At 59.8% G+C, this 18,395-nt stretch carries 14 protein-coding genes; 2 read left to right on the plus strand and 12 right to left on the minus strand.

The window, feature by feature from the left end; translation table 11 throughout:
* The first annotated feature begins 129 nt into the window (after positions 1–129).
* Positions 130–1,362 carry an exopolysaccharide biosynthesis GT4 family glycosyltransferase EpsE gene (gene epsE, locus TL5118_RS09060; RefSeq protein WP_165590035.1) on the plus strand — a complete coding sequence of 411 codons (1,233 nt, stop codon included), beginning with the start codon at positions 130–132 and terminating at the stop codon, positions 1,360–1,362.
* Between the two features lie 36 nt (positions 1,363–1,398).
* Here epsE and TL5118_RS09065 read toward each other — a convergent pair whose 3' ends face one another.
* From TL5118_RS09065 to TL5118_RS09110, 10 genes are all read right to left on the minus strand, one after another.
* Complete coding sequence (locus tag TL5118_RS09065; protein WP_058242598.1) at positions 1,399–4,269, minus strand: calcium-binding protein; 2,871 nt, start codon at positions 4,267–4,269, stop codon at positions 1,399–1,401.
* A 113-nt stretch (positions 4,270–4,382) separates the two neighbouring features.
* Positions 4,383–5,798 carry a hypothetical protein gene (locus TL5118_RS09070; protein WP_242601758.1) on the minus strand — a complete coding sequence of 472 codons (1,416 nt, stop codon included), beginning with the start codon at positions 5,796–5,798 and terminating at the stop codon, positions 4,383–4,385.
* A gap of 199 nt (positions 5,799–5,997) precedes the next feature.
* On the minus strand, positions 5,998–6,711 hold the full coding sequence (locus TL5118_RS09075) for a sugar transferase (protein WP_242601759.1): 714 nt from the start codon (positions 6,709–6,711) through the stop codon (positions 5,998–6,000).
* 962 nt (positions 6,712–7,673) lie between these two features.
* Positions 7,674–8,819: an iron-containing alcohol dehydrogenase gene (locus tag TL5118_RS09080; protein WP_058242599.1), complete on the minus strand. Its 1,146-nt coding sequence runs from the start codon at positions 8,817–8,819 to the stop codon at positions 7,674–7,676.
* Positions 8,820–8,846: 27 nt separating this feature from the next.
* Positions 8,847–10,232 (minus strand): aldehyde dehydrogenase family protein, encoded by a 1,386-nt coding sequence (locus TL5118_RS09085; RefSeq protein WP_058242600.1) that lies wholly within the window; start codon positions 10,230–10,232, stop codon positions 8,847–8,849.
* Positions 10,233–10,343: 111 nt separating this feature from the next.
* The gene (locus TL5118_RS09090; protein ID WP_058242601.1) at positions 10,344–11,708 is read right to left on the minus strand and encodes a glutamine synthetase family protein; all 1,365 of its coding nucleotides are present in this window, start codon (positions 11,706–11,708) and stop codon (positions 10,344–10,346) included.
* Positions 11,709–11,835: 127 nt separating this feature from the next.
* Positions 11,836–12,864 (minus strand): TRAP transporter substrate-binding protein, encoded by a 1,029-nt coding sequence (locus tag TL5118_RS09095; RefSeq protein WP_058242602.1) that lies wholly within the window; start codon positions 12,862–12,864, stop codon positions 11,836–11,838.
* A 75-nt stretch (positions 12,865–12,939) separates the two neighbouring features.
* Positions 12,940–14,262, minus strand: coding sequence for a TRAP transporter large permease (locus tag TL5118_RS09100; RefSeq protein WP_058242603.1), 1,323 nt, complete (start codon positions 14,260–14,262; stop codon positions 12,940–12,942).
* A 4-nt stretch (positions 14,263–14,266) separates the two neighbouring features.
* Complete coding sequence (locus TL5118_RS09105; RefSeq protein ID WP_058242604.1) at positions 14,267–14,863, minus strand: TRAP transporter small permease subunit; 597 nt, start codon at positions 14,861–14,863, stop codon at positions 14,267–14,269.
* Positions 14,851–15,651, minus strand: coding sequence for an N-formylglutamate amidohydrolase (locus tag TL5118_RS09110; protein WP_058242605.1), 801 nt, complete (start codon positions 15,649–15,651; stop codon positions 14,851–14,853). The genes TL5118_RS09105 and TL5118_RS09110 overlap by 13 nt, the downstream gene beginning before the upstream one ends.
* Positions 15,652–15,822: 171 nt before the next feature.
* Here TL5118_RS09110 and TL5118_RS09115 point away from each other — a divergent pair, with 171 nt between their 5' ends.
* Positions 15,823–16,695 carry a MurR/RpiR family transcriptional regulator gene (locus TL5118_RS09115; RefSeq protein ID WP_058242606.1) on the plus strand — a complete coding sequence of 291 codons (873 nt, stop codon included), beginning with the start codon at positions 15,823–15,825 and terminating at the stop codon, positions 16,693–16,695.
* Here the strand turns inward: TL5118_RS09115 and TL5118_RS09120 are convergent.
* Both TL5118_RS09120 and holA read right to left on the minus strand, forming a co-directional pair.
* Complete coding sequence (locus TL5118_RS09120) at positions 16,692–17,276, minus strand: glutathione S-transferase family protein (protein ID WP_058242607.1); 585 nt, start codon at positions 17,274–17,276, stop codon at positions 16,692–16,694. The genes TL5118_RS09115 and TL5118_RS09120 overlap by 4 nt on opposite strands.
* A gap of 107 nt (positions 17,277–17,383) precedes the next feature.
* Positions 17,384–18,391, minus strand: a complete 1,008-nt coding sequence (gene holA / locus TL5118_RS09125; RefSeq protein ID WP_058242608.1) for a DNA polymerase III subunit delta — start codon at positions 18,389–18,391, stop codon at positions 17,384–17,386.
* Positions 18,392–18,395 lie beyond the last annotated feature (4 nt).

Here is an 18,395-nt window from a genome sequence, read left to right on the forward strand (position 1 = left end):
CAACGGCTTGTCATCGTTGGTAAACTAGCAAATCATTCCAACGTACTTATATATTGATTTTGTTCTAGCCGGGCAGCCGGTTTAAAAACAATGACCTGCTGGAGGAAAAATGGCCAAAGGACCAGATGCGTGACTGAAATTCCAAAGCTTGGCTATTTACTGCCCGAGTTTCCGGGGCAGGCACATAGTTTGTACTGGCGTGAGATCCTCAAGCTGGAAGCGATGGGTATTGAGGCGGTGCTGTTTTCCGACCGGCCAACCGATACGGCAGCGCATGCCTGGGCCAAAGGGGCGCGGCAGCGCACCGAATATCTGGCGCAGGGCACCATGTCCTCGCTGATGTCCTTGCCCAAATTGCCATGGCGCCAGTTGAAACAGGGCAGTGGCAATGTCGAACGTATGCGCGCCGTGTCACATGCGGCACCCGCCGCCAAACAGCTGGCCAAATCCTGTGAAGCGCAAGGGGTGACCCATGTGCATGTGGCCTCCTGCGGGCCGGTGGCGATGATCGCAGCCCTGGCCAACCACCTCTATGAATTGGATTATTCGATCAGCCTTCACGGCCCCTTGTCCGAGGGCGGCATTGGTCAGAAGTTCAAATGGCAGTCAGCGAAATTCGCCATCGTCGGCTCGCAGCGGCTGTTGGATGAAATCACCCCGGTTCTGGGTGAATCGCTGCCAGAACGTGTCTTGGTCCAGCCGCAGGGGGTAGATACCGACCACCTGCGTCGCGATGCGCCCTACCGGCCGCCGGAACCCGGCAAAACCCTGCGTCTGGTGTCCCGGGCGCGGCTGCATGCCTCCAACGCGCATGAGGATCTGTTTCAGGCGGTGACGCTGTTGCAGGGGCGCGGCATTGACGTGCATCTGGAAATTATTGGTGAGGATGATGAAGGCGGCACCGGCTATCGTACCGTGCTGGAGGAACAGATCACCGAGTTGGGCCTGATCGGCACCGTGCGGTTGATGGGATCTGTGTCTGAGGACACGCTGCGCGACCGGCTGTGTGATGCCCATGTCTTTGTGATGGCAAACCATTCCGAAGCCCTCGGCGCCTCTGCCATGGAAGCGATGAGTTGCGAATGCCCGGTGGTGGGCATTGAAGGCGGCAGTGTGGATGAGTTGATCACCAACGGCCGGGACGGTGTTCTGGTCGAAAAGGGCAACCCGGTGGCACTGGCCGCCGCGCTGGAATATCTGGCCACCGATCCGGTCCGGGCCGCCGCGTTGGGACAGGCCGGGCGCAAGCGGATCCTTCAAAGCTTTGATGCCGCCCGCGGGGCGGAGGCGCTGGTTCGTGAGGTCGGGTTGACCCCACCCCCGATGGAGCCAATGCCAGACGAACCGCTGTTAGATTTCTAAACCTTCAGGCGGTGCGGCTGCGCCGCCCCATTGTGGCTATTGTCGCGGCGACACGCGGTACAACTGACCTGGTGCCGCCGAAAACTCCAGCTGTTCAATGCCGCGCATCGTTACTTCGCCCTCGGGGCCATCTGCGATCAGGAAATCCCCGACCGGGCTGCTGGCCCAGCTGAACTGATAGTCTGTCGCAGCACCGCGCAGTACTGCCGTATCAACACCCGCCCCGCCATGCAGGGCATCAGCGCCGCCGCGGCTGATCAGCCAGTCATCGCCATCTGCCCCCACCAGCACGTCCCTTAGTGCGGTGCCCTCCAGCAAATTATCTGCGTCGCCACCAGCACGGGCGATCCCCCGGCGGAAGGCCTGCGGATCCCGGCTTTCCCAATCGGTCGACAGGCTGGTGTTGGCGCGTTGGATCACCGCCCAGCGGGGATTGTTGTCAGACAGATGCCGCAACCCGCCCCAGCTGCCCCATTTGCTGGCTGCAGCCACATCAACAAAGGCATTGAACAGCGTGCCGCCGGCATCCTGCCACCCCTGCAGCACATCCGCATAAAGCGCCGCCATCTCCTGACTGTAATTCAGCTTGATGAAAAACGCGGTCAGCGCCTCATCATTGACCCAGCCCTCATGGCCCACGATATGCGTGCCGCCCTCATACATGATCAGGTCCATGCCATAGGATCTGGCCACCCCGGCATGATAGGGGAAAACCTCCTGCGTCAGCCGCTTCACCTCACCGGATTGCAGCCACTTGTAGCTGCGTTTCAGCGCCTCGCTTTCGCTGATCTTCAACCAGTCCAGCACCTTGGCCGCCTGCGGATCGGCGCCCAGCTCATAGCCGAAATAGCCGGTCACCGCATAGGCATCAAAACGATCGCCGGGGCGGATGTTGCCACGCGCTTCGCGCATGAACAGCGGGGCCTCCAGCGCCGCCTCCTCCAACCCGGGCCAGCCGGTGTGGACCGCGATCACCCGGGTCAGCCGGGTCTCAGCCTCCGCGCCGAAAACCTCAGCCCAGATATCTGCCACCTCAGCCGCGCGGACGCCGGCCCATTGCATCCAACCATCCGTGTTGCCACTGGCGCCGCGCCAACGCGCAGCGGCCTGTTCGGTGGCGTATTTCGCCTGGGTGAAAATATGGTTCCAGACCTCATTGGAATATTCCACATAGGCCTTCAGTCCGGGGTCCAGATCCCGCTGCACCATTTCGGCAAAGCGGCGCACGTAACCGTCATCGGCCATATGCGGCATGTTGAGCCACGGATCGGCCCCCACCTGATTGGCCAGCTGCAGCATCACCTCAATCGGGACACCGCGCCAGGCATAGGTGTAATCCGTTGGCAGCGGGCGTTGATCCCACTGTGAGATCGGCGAATGGTTGGTTGCCATCCAATCCATGAATCGCAACACCCGCATATCCTCAATCTGGCGCAGCCAGTCGGGATTAAACACCGCGCCCATTTCCCAGAAAGGCAGGTGGCGTTCGTGGATCACCTGAATGTCGCGGATCGGATCCTTGGGATCGGTGTCTCGTAGCGTCACCGCCACCAGACCTTCGCCGGGGGTGAAGTTGAACCAGATCTCACCGGTGCGGGCGCGGATATCCTGGGCCCGTCCCAGCAGGGTGATATTGCCCTTGCCCCTGTAGGTCAGTCGGTAGCGGCCAGCCGTATCGCGGGCATCACTGGGCAGATCTGCCAGAATAAAGGTCTCCAGCTGCTCAACCCCTTTGGGGATCCGCAGCGGCCAGCCCTCATCGCTCAGGTGGCCCTCCGCGCGCAGGGTGTCAAAACTCATCCCGCCCCACTGATCCGGCAAATGTCCGACCCAGGGACGGGCGGATTTCATCACGTCGATAAACGGCATCTGTGTGGACCAGTCTGAGATCCCGTTGAGGCCCATCGCCAGCGCAGGCACCGCAGGTGGGGCGCTGTCCCGCGCCTGATCTCTGCGTTGCGTCGACGGCGGGCGCAGCGTTTTGGCGCGGCTGTCCCAAAGCGCCTCAGCAATCTGGCCATAGTTCTGGCGCACCAGCGGGTGAATACTGTCGGGCAGCAGCATCTGCGCCGGCAGATCATCCTGAAACAGGGCGCTGTAGCTGATAAATGCGGCCAGAAAATAGACCGTCGCCGTGCCATGCGGCGCATCATCGCTGAACAGATCGGTGGCGGTCAAACCCTCAAGGGCGGGCAGCGCCAGGATCTCAGGCAGGGTGGAGGCGACAGGCAACAGGGTGACCTGCAGGTTTGGCCGGGCCCGTTGCAACGCTGTGACATAGTCTTCATACCAGTCGTGATAACCGGTTTGATTGTCCGCAAGGTATTGGTTCAGTTCGGATTTTGAAGGTGGGAAGGACCGACTGTAGCCCACCATATCCGCCCAGCCTTCATAGATGAAAAACCGCGGCTGCTCTGCCGCGGCGGGCACTCCTTCGCGCACCCAGTCAAACACCTTGAGCGTTGCGGTGACCGGGCTGTCGCGGTTTGGATTGTTGCTGTCATAAAGGGCTGAGGGCGGCTGATACTGGATGAAATTCGCTGGGTTCAGCACCACCGTGTTCACACCCGCATCGGCAAAGCTGCCCAGCCGTTCGGACCAGACCCCGCGCACCCCACCGATCTGCCAGTTGGGTTCCGGCGGCAGCTGCCCGGCAAAGTTCCGCAGAAACCCCCAGGTGCCATCGGCCTGCAACCTGCCGCCGCGCGCCTCGGCGATTTTGTTCAGCCAATAAGGGGTCGAGGTCTGCGGCAAGCCCTCCAGATGGTGCATCAGGGAATTGCCAAAGAAATACGCCTTCAGCGTCGCCTCCGCCCGCGCCTGTTGCGCGTTTGATGGTGTTGGCAGCATCAGCGCCAAGATGAAGGCCAGGATCAGGGATAGCGCTGTTCGGGCGGGTGAGAACATGTTCGATCCTGTTGCTCAGTGTCCTGTTGCACGGCGGGTCTGTGGCGACCCTGTTCTTTGTAGTCGAGTTTCGCGCGGCTTGGCCAGTCTCTCCACCCGCGCCACCTCAGGCGTTACATCACCGAGGTCAGGCCGGATTTACGCCGTTTGGGGGCGGCACTTGGCGTGTTGAACGCCTGTGCTGTGTTCTGGCGCAATTCCTCTGCATGGCGCAGCAGGGCACCGGTCAGCAGCCATGTCAGCGGCGTCAGCGTGGCATTTGGCAACAGGTCAATCAGGTTGATCGCCAGCAGCAGTGCCATGCCGCCGACGGCCGCCGACATATTTACCGCGTTTTGCCCCCTTTGCAGCGCCCACAGCATCACGATTGGCGCGGCCAGCAGCAGCATTTCCGCAGCAAAGCCCACCCAGCCGAAGAAGCCCAGCGTGATCACCCAGCGGCCGTCTGACACCAGCAACTCCTGCCCGGTAAACGGATCCAGGATCTGGTTGCGCCCCCAGCTGCCCCAGCCAAGGATCGGACGTTCCATCGCGCGTTCCAACAGGCTGGATTCATTGTTCAGGCGGAATTGCAGCGAACTGGCGCGTTCCTCGCTGATCCGGCTTGCCAGTTGCAGCAGCGCCTCTTCGGGCAGCCAACCGGCGCCTTTGATGATCGGATAGGCAATGGCCACACTCGCAAAGGCCAGCGCCACCCGCAGCTGCGTGCCAAGCGGCAGCAGCAGGGTCAGTGGCAAAAGTAGCATCGCATAAAGAAGCGGGCCCACCGATTTGCACAGCACCAGAATCACCATCAGGTACATCATCACCATGAAGGCCTTCGCCCGCTCCGGCCCGTCTTCGGTGCGGGTCAGCGTTGCGGCGGCGATCACGGCGCTCATCGCAAAGAAGGCGACCCACAGACCGTGGTACAGGAACACAATGGGGCGGAAGCCACCAAAGCGCATCATCTGGTCAAAGTTGTGCTGGAAATAGCCATAGATCCAGATGTTTAGCTGTGGGGACAGCCGCACCTCAATCAGCATGGGCAGCGAATAGATCAGCCCAAACAGCGCAAAGGCCAGCAGCACATCCCGCAGATCGCGGGTGCTGCGCAACAGCGCGTAAGACAGCAACATCGGCAGCACAAGGCTGAAGCGGTTGATGACGAGGGACAAGGCGTCTTTCACCCCAAGCCCCGGCAGGCCAAAGGCCCCAAAGGAAATCCCGTCAGTGTTGGCCAAGACGGTCAGCACCGGGGACAGGATGAATACCGCCAGCGTTGCGGTTACCCAACGGGTGCGCGGCAGGCTCAGCTGATCACGGCAGTGGACCAGGCAAGCAAGCAGCAGCGACAGCGCCGGCAGGTTTTCCTTATCCAAGGGCGGCAGCAACGGCAGGTCAAACTGCGTCGGCGGCGGGGGCAGGAACAGATAGGACAGAAACAGGTTGGCCAGCAACGCACGTCCGGGCGGAAGCCATCGGAACAACCCGATCGCCACCAGGGGCCAAAGCCCCAGCATCAGATATGCAATTGCGTTGGGCACCATGTGCCGGATCTGTCCTTTGGTTCTGCGAAGGGCGCGGGCTCTTCTGATACTGACGGTCAGGCTTAACGGAAGCTTAGGGCAGAATAATGGCGGTGACAGGCGACAGTGGCAAATAAGAGGGTGGTGAGCGTCGCGCGACAGCACAAAGGCCGCGGGGGTAACGCGGCCGTTTATAATTCAGATCGGTTGGCGGTGGCGCTTAGCGCCCGGTGGCGGCCATCACCACGTTGACCGTGGCCAGCAGCACCTTGAAGTCGGTGCCCAGCGACAGATCGCGATAGTAGCTCGCATCATAGCTGGCACGTTCGCGGAAGCTGCACTCATTACGCTCCGAGGTTTGCCAGTAGCCGGTGATCCCGGGACGCATGCGGTAATATTCATCGCCGGGGTACAGCTCTTTCTGGTTGGTCATCATCGGGCGCGGGCCCACAAGTGACATCTCCCCCTTTAGAACGTTCAGCAGCTGCGGCAGCTCATCCAGTGAGGTGCGGCGGATGAAATGGCCAAAGCGGGTGATGCGGGGATCATTGGTCAGTTTTTGATCACGGTCCCATTCGGCACGTGCCGTCGGGGATGAGGCCAGGTAAGCCTCAAGCGCAGCATCGGCATTGGGGATCATGCTGCGCAGTTTCAGCATGGAAAACTCTTTGCCGTTCAGGCCGACCCGGCGTTGACGGTAAAAGGCGGATTTACCGTCCAGCATGATGATCAGGGCCAGTACAGCAACGGTGAACAGGGCAGGCGGCGCCATCAGAACAACCAGCACAACGTACAGCACACGTTTGCCCATCAGGCGGTAGGCAGTTGCCGTTGGGCGCCATTTGCTGACGCGTGCGGACAGATCGCTTGCGTCTTTGGCGGCATCCATGGCTGCATCCAACGTCGTGGATGTGGCTGAGACGTGCATGTTCATTCCAAACCCTCCCCGGGGTCAGTGAGCGTGTGCCAAAACGGCCTGCCTGAAGACATCAGGCACAGCCCATCAGCACCTTTCGAACGCCTGCGCGCCCGAAAAGACAAAACCAAAACTGTTCATGTGACGCCGGGCAGCTGGCAGATCACCGCCCGGAGCAAGCTCGCAGAAGATCGGGCTGATGCCCCCACATCGTAGTTCGCTCAAATACGTTTAAGTTTTAAGCGGAACTTTCTGTGAGTTTTCCCCACAGACGCGCCGATCTTTCGACACATTTATGGCAATTTGGTCCTTTTTCGTCAACGCGAGCACCACATTTGCAACTCACAGGTGACGCTAGGCCCAAAGTACTAGTGGCCCGCTTTTACAGGGAAAAATTGGTTAATTTGGCAGAGGTCAGCCCTCGAGGTGACCGTGATTGGCTCGGGCGTTGGCGGATTGCGCGGGGGCGCCGGAAACGATCAAAAGGTGGATATTTTGACGGGGCGAAGGAGTGATTGTTGAGTTTTAGCGAACAATCGACCGTTGCCGGTTTCAGAGTCTAGTTTCCATAGACAATTTAGCCGCATTAGGTGCTGGGACGTTTAGCCCCTGCAGATCACATGTGGTCGGTTTTTTTGACATCTGTCGTCAAGATTTCATGCTGTGCGGATTGGGACAGGTTGATCGTCAAATAAGATCCTGCTGAGGGACGGCAAGACCTTGGTACTGGTTGAGCCTGCTCAAACAGTGCAAATCCTGCAACTAAGGGGTGAGTATTTTGTGAAACAGTTTCTGCCAGCGACCGTGATTGTCTGCAAGGTCAGAACAAACTTCGGCCTGAAGTGATTCGATTTTTAGCAAATTCGGACAAGTAAGGGGTGCAAATGCATCCTTTTGAGTCGAAAGATTCGCCTTTCGCGATCTGATCGATGTGCAAAGGGCGGGGCCAAAACCCCGCCCTAGGTTTTAGAACAAAGGTATTAGAAACAGGCGTCCAACAGGGCGCGTGTGTTGTCTTCGGTCATCTCAACCGGGTTGCCGCCGGTCGAGGGATCGGCCAGCGCACCTTTGATGATTGCCTCTTTGTCGGGATCGGTCACACCCAGCTCGGTCAGGTTGGCCGGAATGCCAAGGCTGTTGTTCAGCTCCCCCACAAAGGCGTAGAACCCGTCAAAGCCGCCCTCGATACCGAGATAGGCCGCGGCCCGTTCGATGCGTTCTTCGATGGCATCGCGGTTGTACTGCAGCACCGGCTGCATCACGACGGCGTTGGTGGTGCCGTGGTGGGTGTTGTACATCGCGCCAATCGGGTGGCTGAGGGCATGGATCGCGCCCAGACCTTTCTGGAAGGCCACGGCGCCCATCGCAGCAGCAGCCATCATCTGACCACGGGCCTCGATATCGGTGCCGTCCTTATAGGCGCGCGGCAGGTATTCTTTGACCAGACGCAGGCCTTCCAGCGCGATGCCCTGCGACATCGGATGGAAATGCGGGCTGCAGAAGGCTTCCAGACAGTGGGCAAATGCATCCATGCCGGTGCCGGCAGTGATCATCGGCGGCATGCCCACGGTCAGCTCAGGATCAGCAATCACAACGGTCGGCAGAACCTTGGGGTGGAAGATGATCTTCTTCTCATGGGTTTCCGAGTTGGTCAGAACCGAAGCGCGGCCCACCTCAGATCCGGTGCCGGCGGTGGTCGGCACAGCAATGATCGGCGCGATCGCATCGCTGTCGGCGCGGGTCCACCAGTCACCCACATCCTCAAAATCCCAGACCGGACGGGTCTGACCAGCCATAAAGGCCACCATCTTGCCCAGATCCAGACCCGAGCCACCGCCAAAGGCGATCACACCATCGTGGCCACCAGCGCGGTAAACTTCCAGACCGGCGTCAAGGTTCACCTCGGTCGGGTTCGGATCCACCTCGGAGAAGATGCCGCGGCCCAGACCAGCGGCTTCCATGATGTCCAGCGCCTGCGCGGTGATCGGCAGCGGCGCAAGGCCCTTGTCGGTGACCAAGAGGGGTTTCTTGATGCCAGCCGCCGCACAGGCGTCCGGCAGTTCGTTGATACGGCCCGCACCAAAGCGGATGGCGTTGGGGTAGGACCAGTTAGCGGTAAGTGTCATGTTCTTGTTCCTCTCAAACAGCCGGGCTTAGCCGGTCACCTTTTTCAGGTGGTAGGATTTGGGACGGGTCAGGTTGTGGTAGCCGATAACCGACAGGCCACCACCGCGACCGGTGTCTTTGCAGCCGGTCCAGCACAGGCCCGGATCCAGATAATCGGCGCGATTCATGAACACGGTGCCGGTTTCGATCTGATCGCCGATGGCCTGCGCGCGTTCAACGTCTTGGGTCCACAGCGAGGCGGTGAGGCCAAAGTCGCTGTCGTTCATCAGCGCGATGGCTTCAGCGTCGTCTTTCACCTTCATGATGCCAACAACAGGACCGAAGCTTTCGTCGCGCATCACCCGCATGTCGTGGGTCACATCCACAAGGATCTGCGGTGCCAGATAGGCGCCGCCATCTTCGGGGAACAGCGCCGGATCGATCAGCGGCTTAGCGCCTGCTTCAACGGCCTCGGCGATCTGGGCGCGGACCTCATCGGCGAAACGCACATTGGCCATCGGGCCGATGGTGGTCTCTTCCTCCAGCGGGTTGCCCAGCTTGTAGCCCTCAACGATTTTCACTGCCTTGGCGACGAAATCGTCAAACAGGCTCTCAACCACATAGATCCGTTCGATCCCGCAGCAGCACTGGCCCGAGTTGAACATCGCGCCATCAATCAGCGTATCAACCGCCGCATCCAGATCGGCGTCTTCCATGACATAGCCCGGATCCTTGCCGCCCAGTTCCAGACCCACACCGGTGAAGGTGCCAGCTGCGGCGCGCTCAATCGCACGACCACCGCCAACAGAACCGGTGAAGTTCACAAAGCCAAAGCTTTTGGCGGCGATCAGCTCGGACGTGGTGTCATGGCTGAGGAACACGTTCTGGAACACATCTTCCGGCACGCCCGCTTCGGTGAAGGCCGCGACCATGCGCTCACCCACCAGCAGGGTTTGCGTTGCGTGTTTCAGTACCACCGTGTTGCCCGCGATCAGTGCCGGGGCAACGGTGTTGATGGCGGTCATATAGGGGTAGTTCCACGGCGCCACGACCAGCACCACACCATGCGGCACGCGTTTGATGTAGCGCTTGAAAGTGGCGTCTTCGCCGACTTCGATATCGGCCAGACTGTCGGCCGCGATCTGGCCCATGTAGCTGGCGCGCTCATTAAAGCCGCCGAACTCACCGCCATAACGGACCGGACGACCCATCTGTTTGGCGATCTCGGGCACGATCTCATCGTTCATCTCGCCCACTTTGGCGACACCAGCCATGACCAGATCGATCCGCTCTTGCAGCGGACGGGCCGCCCAGGCGGCCTGCGCGGCCTTGGCGCGGGCAACCACCTCTTTGGCGGCCTCCGTGCTCAGCACTTCACGTTCCGCCAGCACCGATCCGTCGATCGGCGAAATGCATGTCAGTTTCTGTCCCATGCCACAGACTCCAGTAAGAGAGGGGCGAAAACCCCTCAGTTTCATCGTTTCAAAAATACTCTCCCGCCGAAGGCGTCCCGCAGGGGCCTCTGGGCGGTATGGGCGGGGGTGTTACGCCCGCTCAAATCCACGCGCCAGTTCCCAGTCGGTGACGGCGTTGTCAAACTCTTCCTGCTCCACCTCAGCGGCGCGGGTGTAGTGGTTCACCACCCAGTCACCCATCGCAGCACGCAGCATGGTCGAATTGCGCAGGGTTTCGGTCGCCTCACGCAGGGTGTGCGGCACATCGGTGACGCCTTCCATCTCATAGACGTCGCCCTGCAGCGGTTCGGCCAGTTCCAGACCTTCCTCAACACCGGCCAGACCGGCGGCGATCAGCGCGGCCATCGCCAGATAGGGGTTCAGGTCGGAACCACCAATGCGGCATTCGATCCGCACGGCCTTGGTGCCTTCGCCACACAGGCGGAAGGCGGCGGTGCGGTTGTCGACGGACCAGACGGCTTTGGTCGGGGCAAAGCTGCCTTTTTGGAAGCGTTTGTAGCTGTTCACATAAGGCGCCAGGAAATAGGTCAGGTCGCTGGCGTATTTGATCTGGCCCGCCACATAGGACCGCATCAGGTCCGACATGCCGTGCGGCTTGTCCGCATCGAAAAAGACGTTCTGCCCGTCTTTCCACATCGACTGGTGTACATGGCTGGAGGAGCCCACGCGGTCCGGGCGCCATTTCGGGATGAAGCTGGCGGCATGGCCCTGCTGCCAGGCGATTTCCTTGGTGGCGTGTTTGGCGATCGTGTGGTGATCGGCGGTCAGCATTGCCTCAGCGTATTTGATGTTCAGCTCTTCCTGACCAGCCTCGGCTTCGCCCTTGGTGTTTTCCACCGGGATGCCCGCCGCATAGAGGTGATTGCGCAGCGGGCGCATCACATGCTCTTCTTTGGTGGTCTGGAAGATGTGGTAATCTTCGTTATAGCCCGAGATCGGGGCCATATCGCGGTAGCCCGAGGCGGCGATTTCTTTCAGCGACTTTTCAAACAGGAAGAACTCCAGCTCGGTCGCGGTGACCGGACTCAGGCCCATCGCCTCGGCGCGGGCCACCTGTTTTTTCAGGATGGCGCGGGGCGAATGTTCGACGTCTTTGTGATGGTGGTGATCCAGCACATCACAGAGCACCAGCGCAGTGCCTTCCAGCCAGGGCACCGGACGGATGGTGCCAAGGTCGGGCTTCATGATGTAATCGCCATAGCCTTCCTGCCACGAGGTCGAGGCATAGCCATCCGGCGTGCCCATTTCCAGATCGGTGGCCAGCAGGTAGTTACAGCAATGGGTTTCCTCATAGGCGCTGTCGACAAAATGGTGGCCGACGAAGCGTTTGCCCATCAGGCGGCCCTGCATATCGACAATACAGGCCAGTACCGTGTCGATGCTGCCGTCTGCCACGGCTGTTTTCAGCTCTTCAAAAGTCATCATGCCGGGCATTCCTCATCCCTTGGTCGGTCTTGCGATCTGGTGGTGTGTCTCTTGGGCGATGAGCCCCGGCAAACCCCGGGGCCACATCTGATGTCTTGGACACGCCCCGATCAGAACCGGGGCGCTTTTGGTCAGCTTAGCCGTAACGGTAGGGACGGCCAGCTTTCTGCATGTCAGCGTTGTACTTCTTGATGATTTCAACAACGCGGGCTTTGGTCGGGCTTTCGGCCGCAACTTCGTCCCAGAATTTGAAGGCCGCTTCTTCGACCTGTGCCCATTCGGCGTCAGGGATCGAGGTGAGCTCCATTTTCGGGCCGTTGACGCGCAGGTCGGCTTCGCCACCCCAGTACCACCACTGACGATAGTAGTGCGACTGGTCACAGCAAACGCGGAACAGGGTCTGCAGATCTTCCGGCAGGCCTTCCCAGCTGCCCTGGTTGGCAAAGAACGAACCGGCCCAGGCGCCCGAGATGTTGTTGGTCAGGAAGTAGTTGGTCACATCGGCCCAGCCAACGGTGTAGTCTTCGGTGATGCCCGACCATGCGATGCCGTCCAGTTCACCGGTCTGAACCGCAACTTCGATGTCTTCCCACGGCAGGGTCACAGGAACCACGCCGAACTGGCTCAGGAAGCGGCCAGCGGTCGGGAAGGTGAAGACGCGCTTGCCTTTAAGGTCGGCGAGCGAGCGGATCGGATCTTTGGTGGCGAAGTGGCAAGGATCCCATGCGCCGGCCGAGATGTGCTTTACGCCAACTTTGGAATATTCTTCGTCCCAGATTTCATTCAGGCCGTATTTGTTGAACAGCACCGGCACGTCCAGCGAATAGCGCGAGGCGAAGGGGAAGTAGCCGCCAAATACGGTCACTTCGGTGGGCGACGCCATCGAGTCATCGTCGGACTGAACTGCGTCGATGGTGCCGCGCTGCATGGCCTGGAACAGCTCACCGGTGGGGACCAGCTGGTCGGCATAGAACAGTTCGATCTGCATGCGGTCGCCTGCGATCTGGTTGAACATGTCGATCGCGGGTTTCACCACGTGCTCGGCCAGGGCCGGGCCGGCATAGGTCTGCATCCGCCATTTGATGGTGCCGGAAGCCAGCGCCGGGGTGGCCAGCGCCGCCGGGGCCGCTGCGGCACCGGCAAGGAACTTACGTCTGGTAGTCATGTCATACTCTCCTAGTGGTTCAGTTTGTTGTGGGTTTTCCCCAGTTTGTTGAACGCTCCATTAACTGGAGTTCTGTCATTTTCCGTAAACGTATTCCGGCAGCCACAATGCGATCTGTGGGAAGGCCATAATCAACGTAAGTGCGCAGACCATGATCATCACAAATGGCAGGATCGAGCCGTAGATGTCTTTCAGTGAGATTTCCGGCGGCGCCATCGCGCGCATCAGGAACAGGTTGTAGCCGAAGGGCGGCGTCATATAGGCGATCTGTGTGGTCACTGTGTAGAGGACGCCGTACCAGATCAGATCAAATCCCAGCACCTTGACCAGCGGCACATAAAGCGGCGCCACGATCACCAACATCGCCGTGTCATCCAGGAAGGTGCCCATGATGATGAAGCTCAGCTGCATCAGGATCAGGATCACCCATGGGTCCAGGCCCAACTGCTCGGTGAACAGGTCCTTGATCGCGTTTACCGCGCCCAGGCCATCAAACACCGCGCCAAAGCCAAGGGCGGCCAGAATGATCCACATGAACATGCAGGAAATCGCCAGCGTCTGACGCGCCGAGGTTTCAAACACCTCACGGGTCATGCGGCCTTTGACCACCGCCGCCAGGAAGGCGGTCATCGCGCCGATTGCCGAACTTTCCACCAGTGAGGTCCAGCCGTTCACAAAGGGCACCATCATCGCGGCAAAAATCACCAAGGGCAGCAGACCTGCGCCCAAGAGGCGGATCTTTTCGGCGCGCGGCACGTTACGCTCTTCTTCGCTCAGCGTCGGGCCAAGCGCCGGGTTCAGTTTACAGCGGACGTAGATGTAGATGATGAACATGGTCGCCATCAGCAGACCCGGCACCACGCCGGCCAACCACAGCTGCCCCACCGGCTGGCGCGCGATCATCGCGTAAAGCACCAGCACAACGGAGGGCGGCACAAGGATACCAAGGCTGGATCCGGCCTGGATCACCCCGGTGACCATACGTTTGTCATAGCCCCGCCGCAGCAGTTCCGGCAGCGCGATGGTGGCACCAATGGCCATGCCCGCCACGCTGAGGCCGTTCATCGCCGACACAAGAACCATCAACCCGATGGTGCCAATGGCCAGACCGCCCGAAACCGGACCCATCCAGACGTGGAACATCTTATAAAGGTCGTCAGCGATTTTGGATTCCGACAGGACGTAGCCCATGAAGATGAACATCGGCAGGGTCAGCAGCGGATACCATTTCATCAGTTTCATTGCGGCCGAAAACGGGATGGCTGACCCACCATCACCCCACAGCAGCATCGCTGCCAGCGCTGCCACGCCGCCAATCGCGCCAAAGACACGCTGGCCGGTAAACAGCATCACCATCATGGTGGCGAACATGAAGATTGCGATCATTTCGTAGGACATGCGATCAGATCTCCTGTCCGCGAATGCGGGCGATGTCTTTGAAGAATTCAGATAGGGCCTGCAGCAGCATCAACAGGATGCCCAGCATCATGATGAACTTGATCGGCCAGAGGATCGGGCGCCAGGCTGTGGGGCTGCGTTCCAGATAGCCCAGAACCTCACTCGCTGCCGTTGGGCCGCCAGTGACGAAGGCCACAACCAATTCCCACATGAAGGCAAAAGGCGTGCCTTTGAAATGGCCCAGCGAATAGGCGAAAGAATCAACCGCACCGTAGAGCAGAACCCCAAGGTAGAAGGCCAGAACCACCACGGTGATGGCGTCAAACTGGGCTTTCTTGCGGTCAGACCAGGTGTGATAGAACAGGTCCATCCGCACGTTTGATCCCATCTGGATCGAATAGGGCCCACCAAGGATGTAGTAAGAGACCATGGCAAACTGCGCCATTTCCAGCGTCCAGAGCGACGGCAGGAAGAAGGTCTTGGAGATTGAGGACCACATCAGGATCCCCACCATGACAAAGATGCCGTACATCACGATCCGGCCCAGCCGGTAGTTGATGGCATCCACCCAGCGGACGTAGCCGCGAATTAGCCCTGGCATGACGCGCCTCCTTCAGTTGGCAGACCACGACTTTGCAGACCGCAGGCCGCGATGGCCTCACTGATCCATGCGGTCATCATCTTGGCCATGGCGGCCTGTTCCTCGGGGGTGCGGATCAGATCATTGCGGATCTCGATCATCACGTTTTGCATATCCCGCGTCAGCGCATGTGTTTTCAGCGTATGGGTCACGCCGTTTTCCGGCCCATAGGGATCATTGCGGCGCACCACCATATCGGTGTGTTTGGCAGCGCAGGCCAGCATCGCATCGGCAAAACGGCTGTCACTGTCATGCAGCACACCGATCTCAACCTCACGCGGCTTGCCGTTATAGGTGGCGGTGAAACTGTGCATGGTCACCATCAGCTGCGGGTCCTGCTGGTCCAGCAGCACCTCCATCGCGGCGTTGAAGGGATCATGGAACCGGCTGACACGTTCGGCGCGCTCAGCCTCGGTCAGGTTCTGGTTGCCGGGGATGTCAAACACCTCACTGCGGGCGGGCATGGCATCCGGCGCTTCGGGTGGGCGGTTGCAGTCAAACAACAGACGCGAGGCGGCACCGGCGATCAGCGACGCGCCCAGATCTTCGGCCAGCTGTTCCGCGATCGGCAGGGCACCGGGATCCCAGGCGACATGGCTTTGGCGCACGGCCTCATCCAGGCCTAGCCCGTCAAATTCTGCCGGCATGGCGTTGGAGGCATGTTCACACACAACCAAAATAGCCGCGGCCTCAGCAGGCAGCGTGACCTTCACGGCCTCATTGTCAAAGATCGGATTGCGATCCGCCATATCCAGAAGTGTCCCCCACGCGCGACGCCCACGTCATAGCGCGGGCTGTTTCTGAAATAAATTCTTCAGATTGAGTTGACCTGTCAATGAAAATTCTGAAAAATTTTCTTCAAACGAGTGTCGGTTGTTTATATCGTAATCAAAATTCTGCGTGATCCAGGAGGGAAACCTGTGACTGATCAACCCGAAACCATTGCCGAGCGTCTGCAAAACGCCTTTGACAGCCTGACCCGGGCGGAACGTCAATTGGCGGATTCGCTGTTGCAGAACTACCCGGTCTCGGGGCTTGCTTCGATCACGCAGGTGGCCAAAGCGGCAGAGGTTTCCACGCCAACCGTGGTCAGAATGGTGCAAAAACTGGGGTTTTCGGGCTTTCCCGACTTCCAGAACGCCCTGCGGCGCGAATTGGAAGCGCAAATCTCGGACCCGATCACCAAACATGACACTTGGGTCGAAAGCGCCCCGGACGCCCATATCCTGAACCGCTTCACCGATGCGGTGATGGGCAACATCCGGCAGACGCTGACACAGATCGATCCCGAACAGTTTGACCGCGCCTGCGCAATGCTGGCTGAAACAAATCATTCAGTTCTGGTGGTTGGCGGCCGGATCACCCGCGCGCTGGCCGACTATTTCTTCATGCACATGCAGGTGGCGCGCCCCGGGGTGACCCATATTCAATCGATGTCAAACGCCTGGGTGCATTACCTGTTGGACATCAAACCGGGTGATGTCGTGGTGATCTTTGACGTGCGCCGCTATGAGAACTCGACGCTGCGACTGGCAAAAATGGCAAAGGAAAAAGGCGCGCGAATCGTTTTGTTCACCGACCAGTGGCGCAGCCCGGTGCATGAGTTTGCCGATTGCACCTTCTGTGGCCGCATCGCCGTGCCTTCGGCCTGGGACAGTAACACCGCGCTAATGCTGATCCTGGAAGCGATGATTGCCGAGGTGCAGGAACACACCTGGGATCTGACCCGCCAGCGCATGGAAGAGCTGGAAGGTATGTTTGATCGCACCCGGTTTTTCCGCAAGTTCACCTAGCGCTGCAGCGCCCGCTGGAAGGCATCGCGGGACCGCATGGTTTTGGCGTAGTCGACCAGCCTTTGATCCGGTGCCGGGAACCGCGCGACATGGGCCCAGTTCAGGCAGTGGGTTAACACGATGTCAGAAATTGTCATTTTGTCACCCATCACAAACGGCCCTTCCAGCCGGTCGGCCAGCCGCGCCGCGTTGCGCAGGTATTCCTGTTTTAGGCTGTCCTTGACCGCGGGCACCCGCATCTCCTCGGGCAGGATGAAACTGTGGCGCGCCGCCATCCACAACACCGCATCCAATTCATCTAGGATCTGGTGCAGCAGGGCATCCTGTTTGGCCCGTTCAATCGTGCCAGCCGGGTAGGTCAGCAAGCCATGTTTGTCCGCCAGAAAGGTCAGGATCGCGCTGGAATCGGTCAGGTAGTCCTCCCCCACCTTCAGCGCCGGGATTTTGCCCAGTGGGTTGGCGGTTTTGACCTCAGGGGAATGGGGTTTGGCATCCAGCACCTCAAAATCGAGGCCCATTTCCTCCAGCGCCCAAATCACCCGAAACCCACGGCTTTTGACGCCACCGATCACCTGATACATCGCTTGTCCTCCCGAAACTCGCCCGGAACTTTCCGGTAAATTCTGCGTGGAAAGAGACCGTGATTGCTGCGTCAAAGCCAGCGTGACCCTACGTCGCGTGACTGACCTCAGCGTCGGGCCAGCATCGCCAGACGAATCAATGCGCGTTCCACCAGCGCCATTGCAGGGGCGTTTTGCCCGGCAGACCGCAGTTGCAGATCGGTGTCCATCAACATGGTCAGCGCTGCCTCCAGCTTCATCGGACCCCAGGCGCGGGCCTGTTTCTGGGTCCGTTCCTTCTGTTTGAAGGAACCGGGGATGAAGATGCGGCCCCCGTCATTGGCGACGATGTTGAACAAGGTGCGGAAATGACGGGTGGTGCCGATACAAAGGGACACCGCGTTGACGCCCTGCGCTTTCAGCTTTTCCAGAATGGGGCCGATCTGATCGGATCTGCCCTCCGCCACGACGTTCAAAATATCATCCAGCGCGGCCTCAATCGTGGCCGGGGCACAAGCGGCCACGTCTTCGGATTGCACCGGGGTGGGGTCGCCCATCTTATAAAGCGCCAGCTTCTCCATCGTTTGGCGGAAATCGCCGGGTGACAGATCTTTGCCCAGATCCATCAGGTCGGTCATCGCGGATGTGTCGACGTCCTGGATGCCGGATCGCTTCAGCTCCACCTCAATATCTTCGCGGCTGGGCGGATCGTCATATAGACCGACGGCATAGGCGTTTGGATGCGCCTCAAACAGTTTGCGCAGTTTGGACGTGGGTTTTAGCGCACCGCCGGTGACAATCACCTGCGCATCGCCTTCGGCCCAGTCGACCATGGCATTGGTGATGGCGGTGGCTGCGGTGTCATTGGCGTCTTCGACAAAGACCACCCGCGGGCCGGGAAAGAAGCTGACCGCCTTGATCGCATCAAGGAGCTGCGCTGGATCTTTGCGCAGGCTGGCGGCGGGAATGCGGGTCAGGCGCATTTCCTCCTCACCATTTGGGCCGATAAGGGCGGCGATCACCTCTTGCCGTTTCAACGCGGCCCGCATGGCATCTGCCGAATAAATCAACAGCCCGGCGCGGTGGCTTTCGGGCTGGCGGAAGTATTTGTTGGCGTCGCGCGGGGCTAGTTTCATGGCG

This window comes from Thalassovita autumnalis (assembly GCF_001458255.1).
In the GTDB taxonomy this organism is placed as follows: domain Bacteria; phylum Pseudomonadota; class Alphaproteobacteria; order Rhodobacterales; family Rhodobacteraceae; genus Thalassobius; species Thalassobius autumnalis.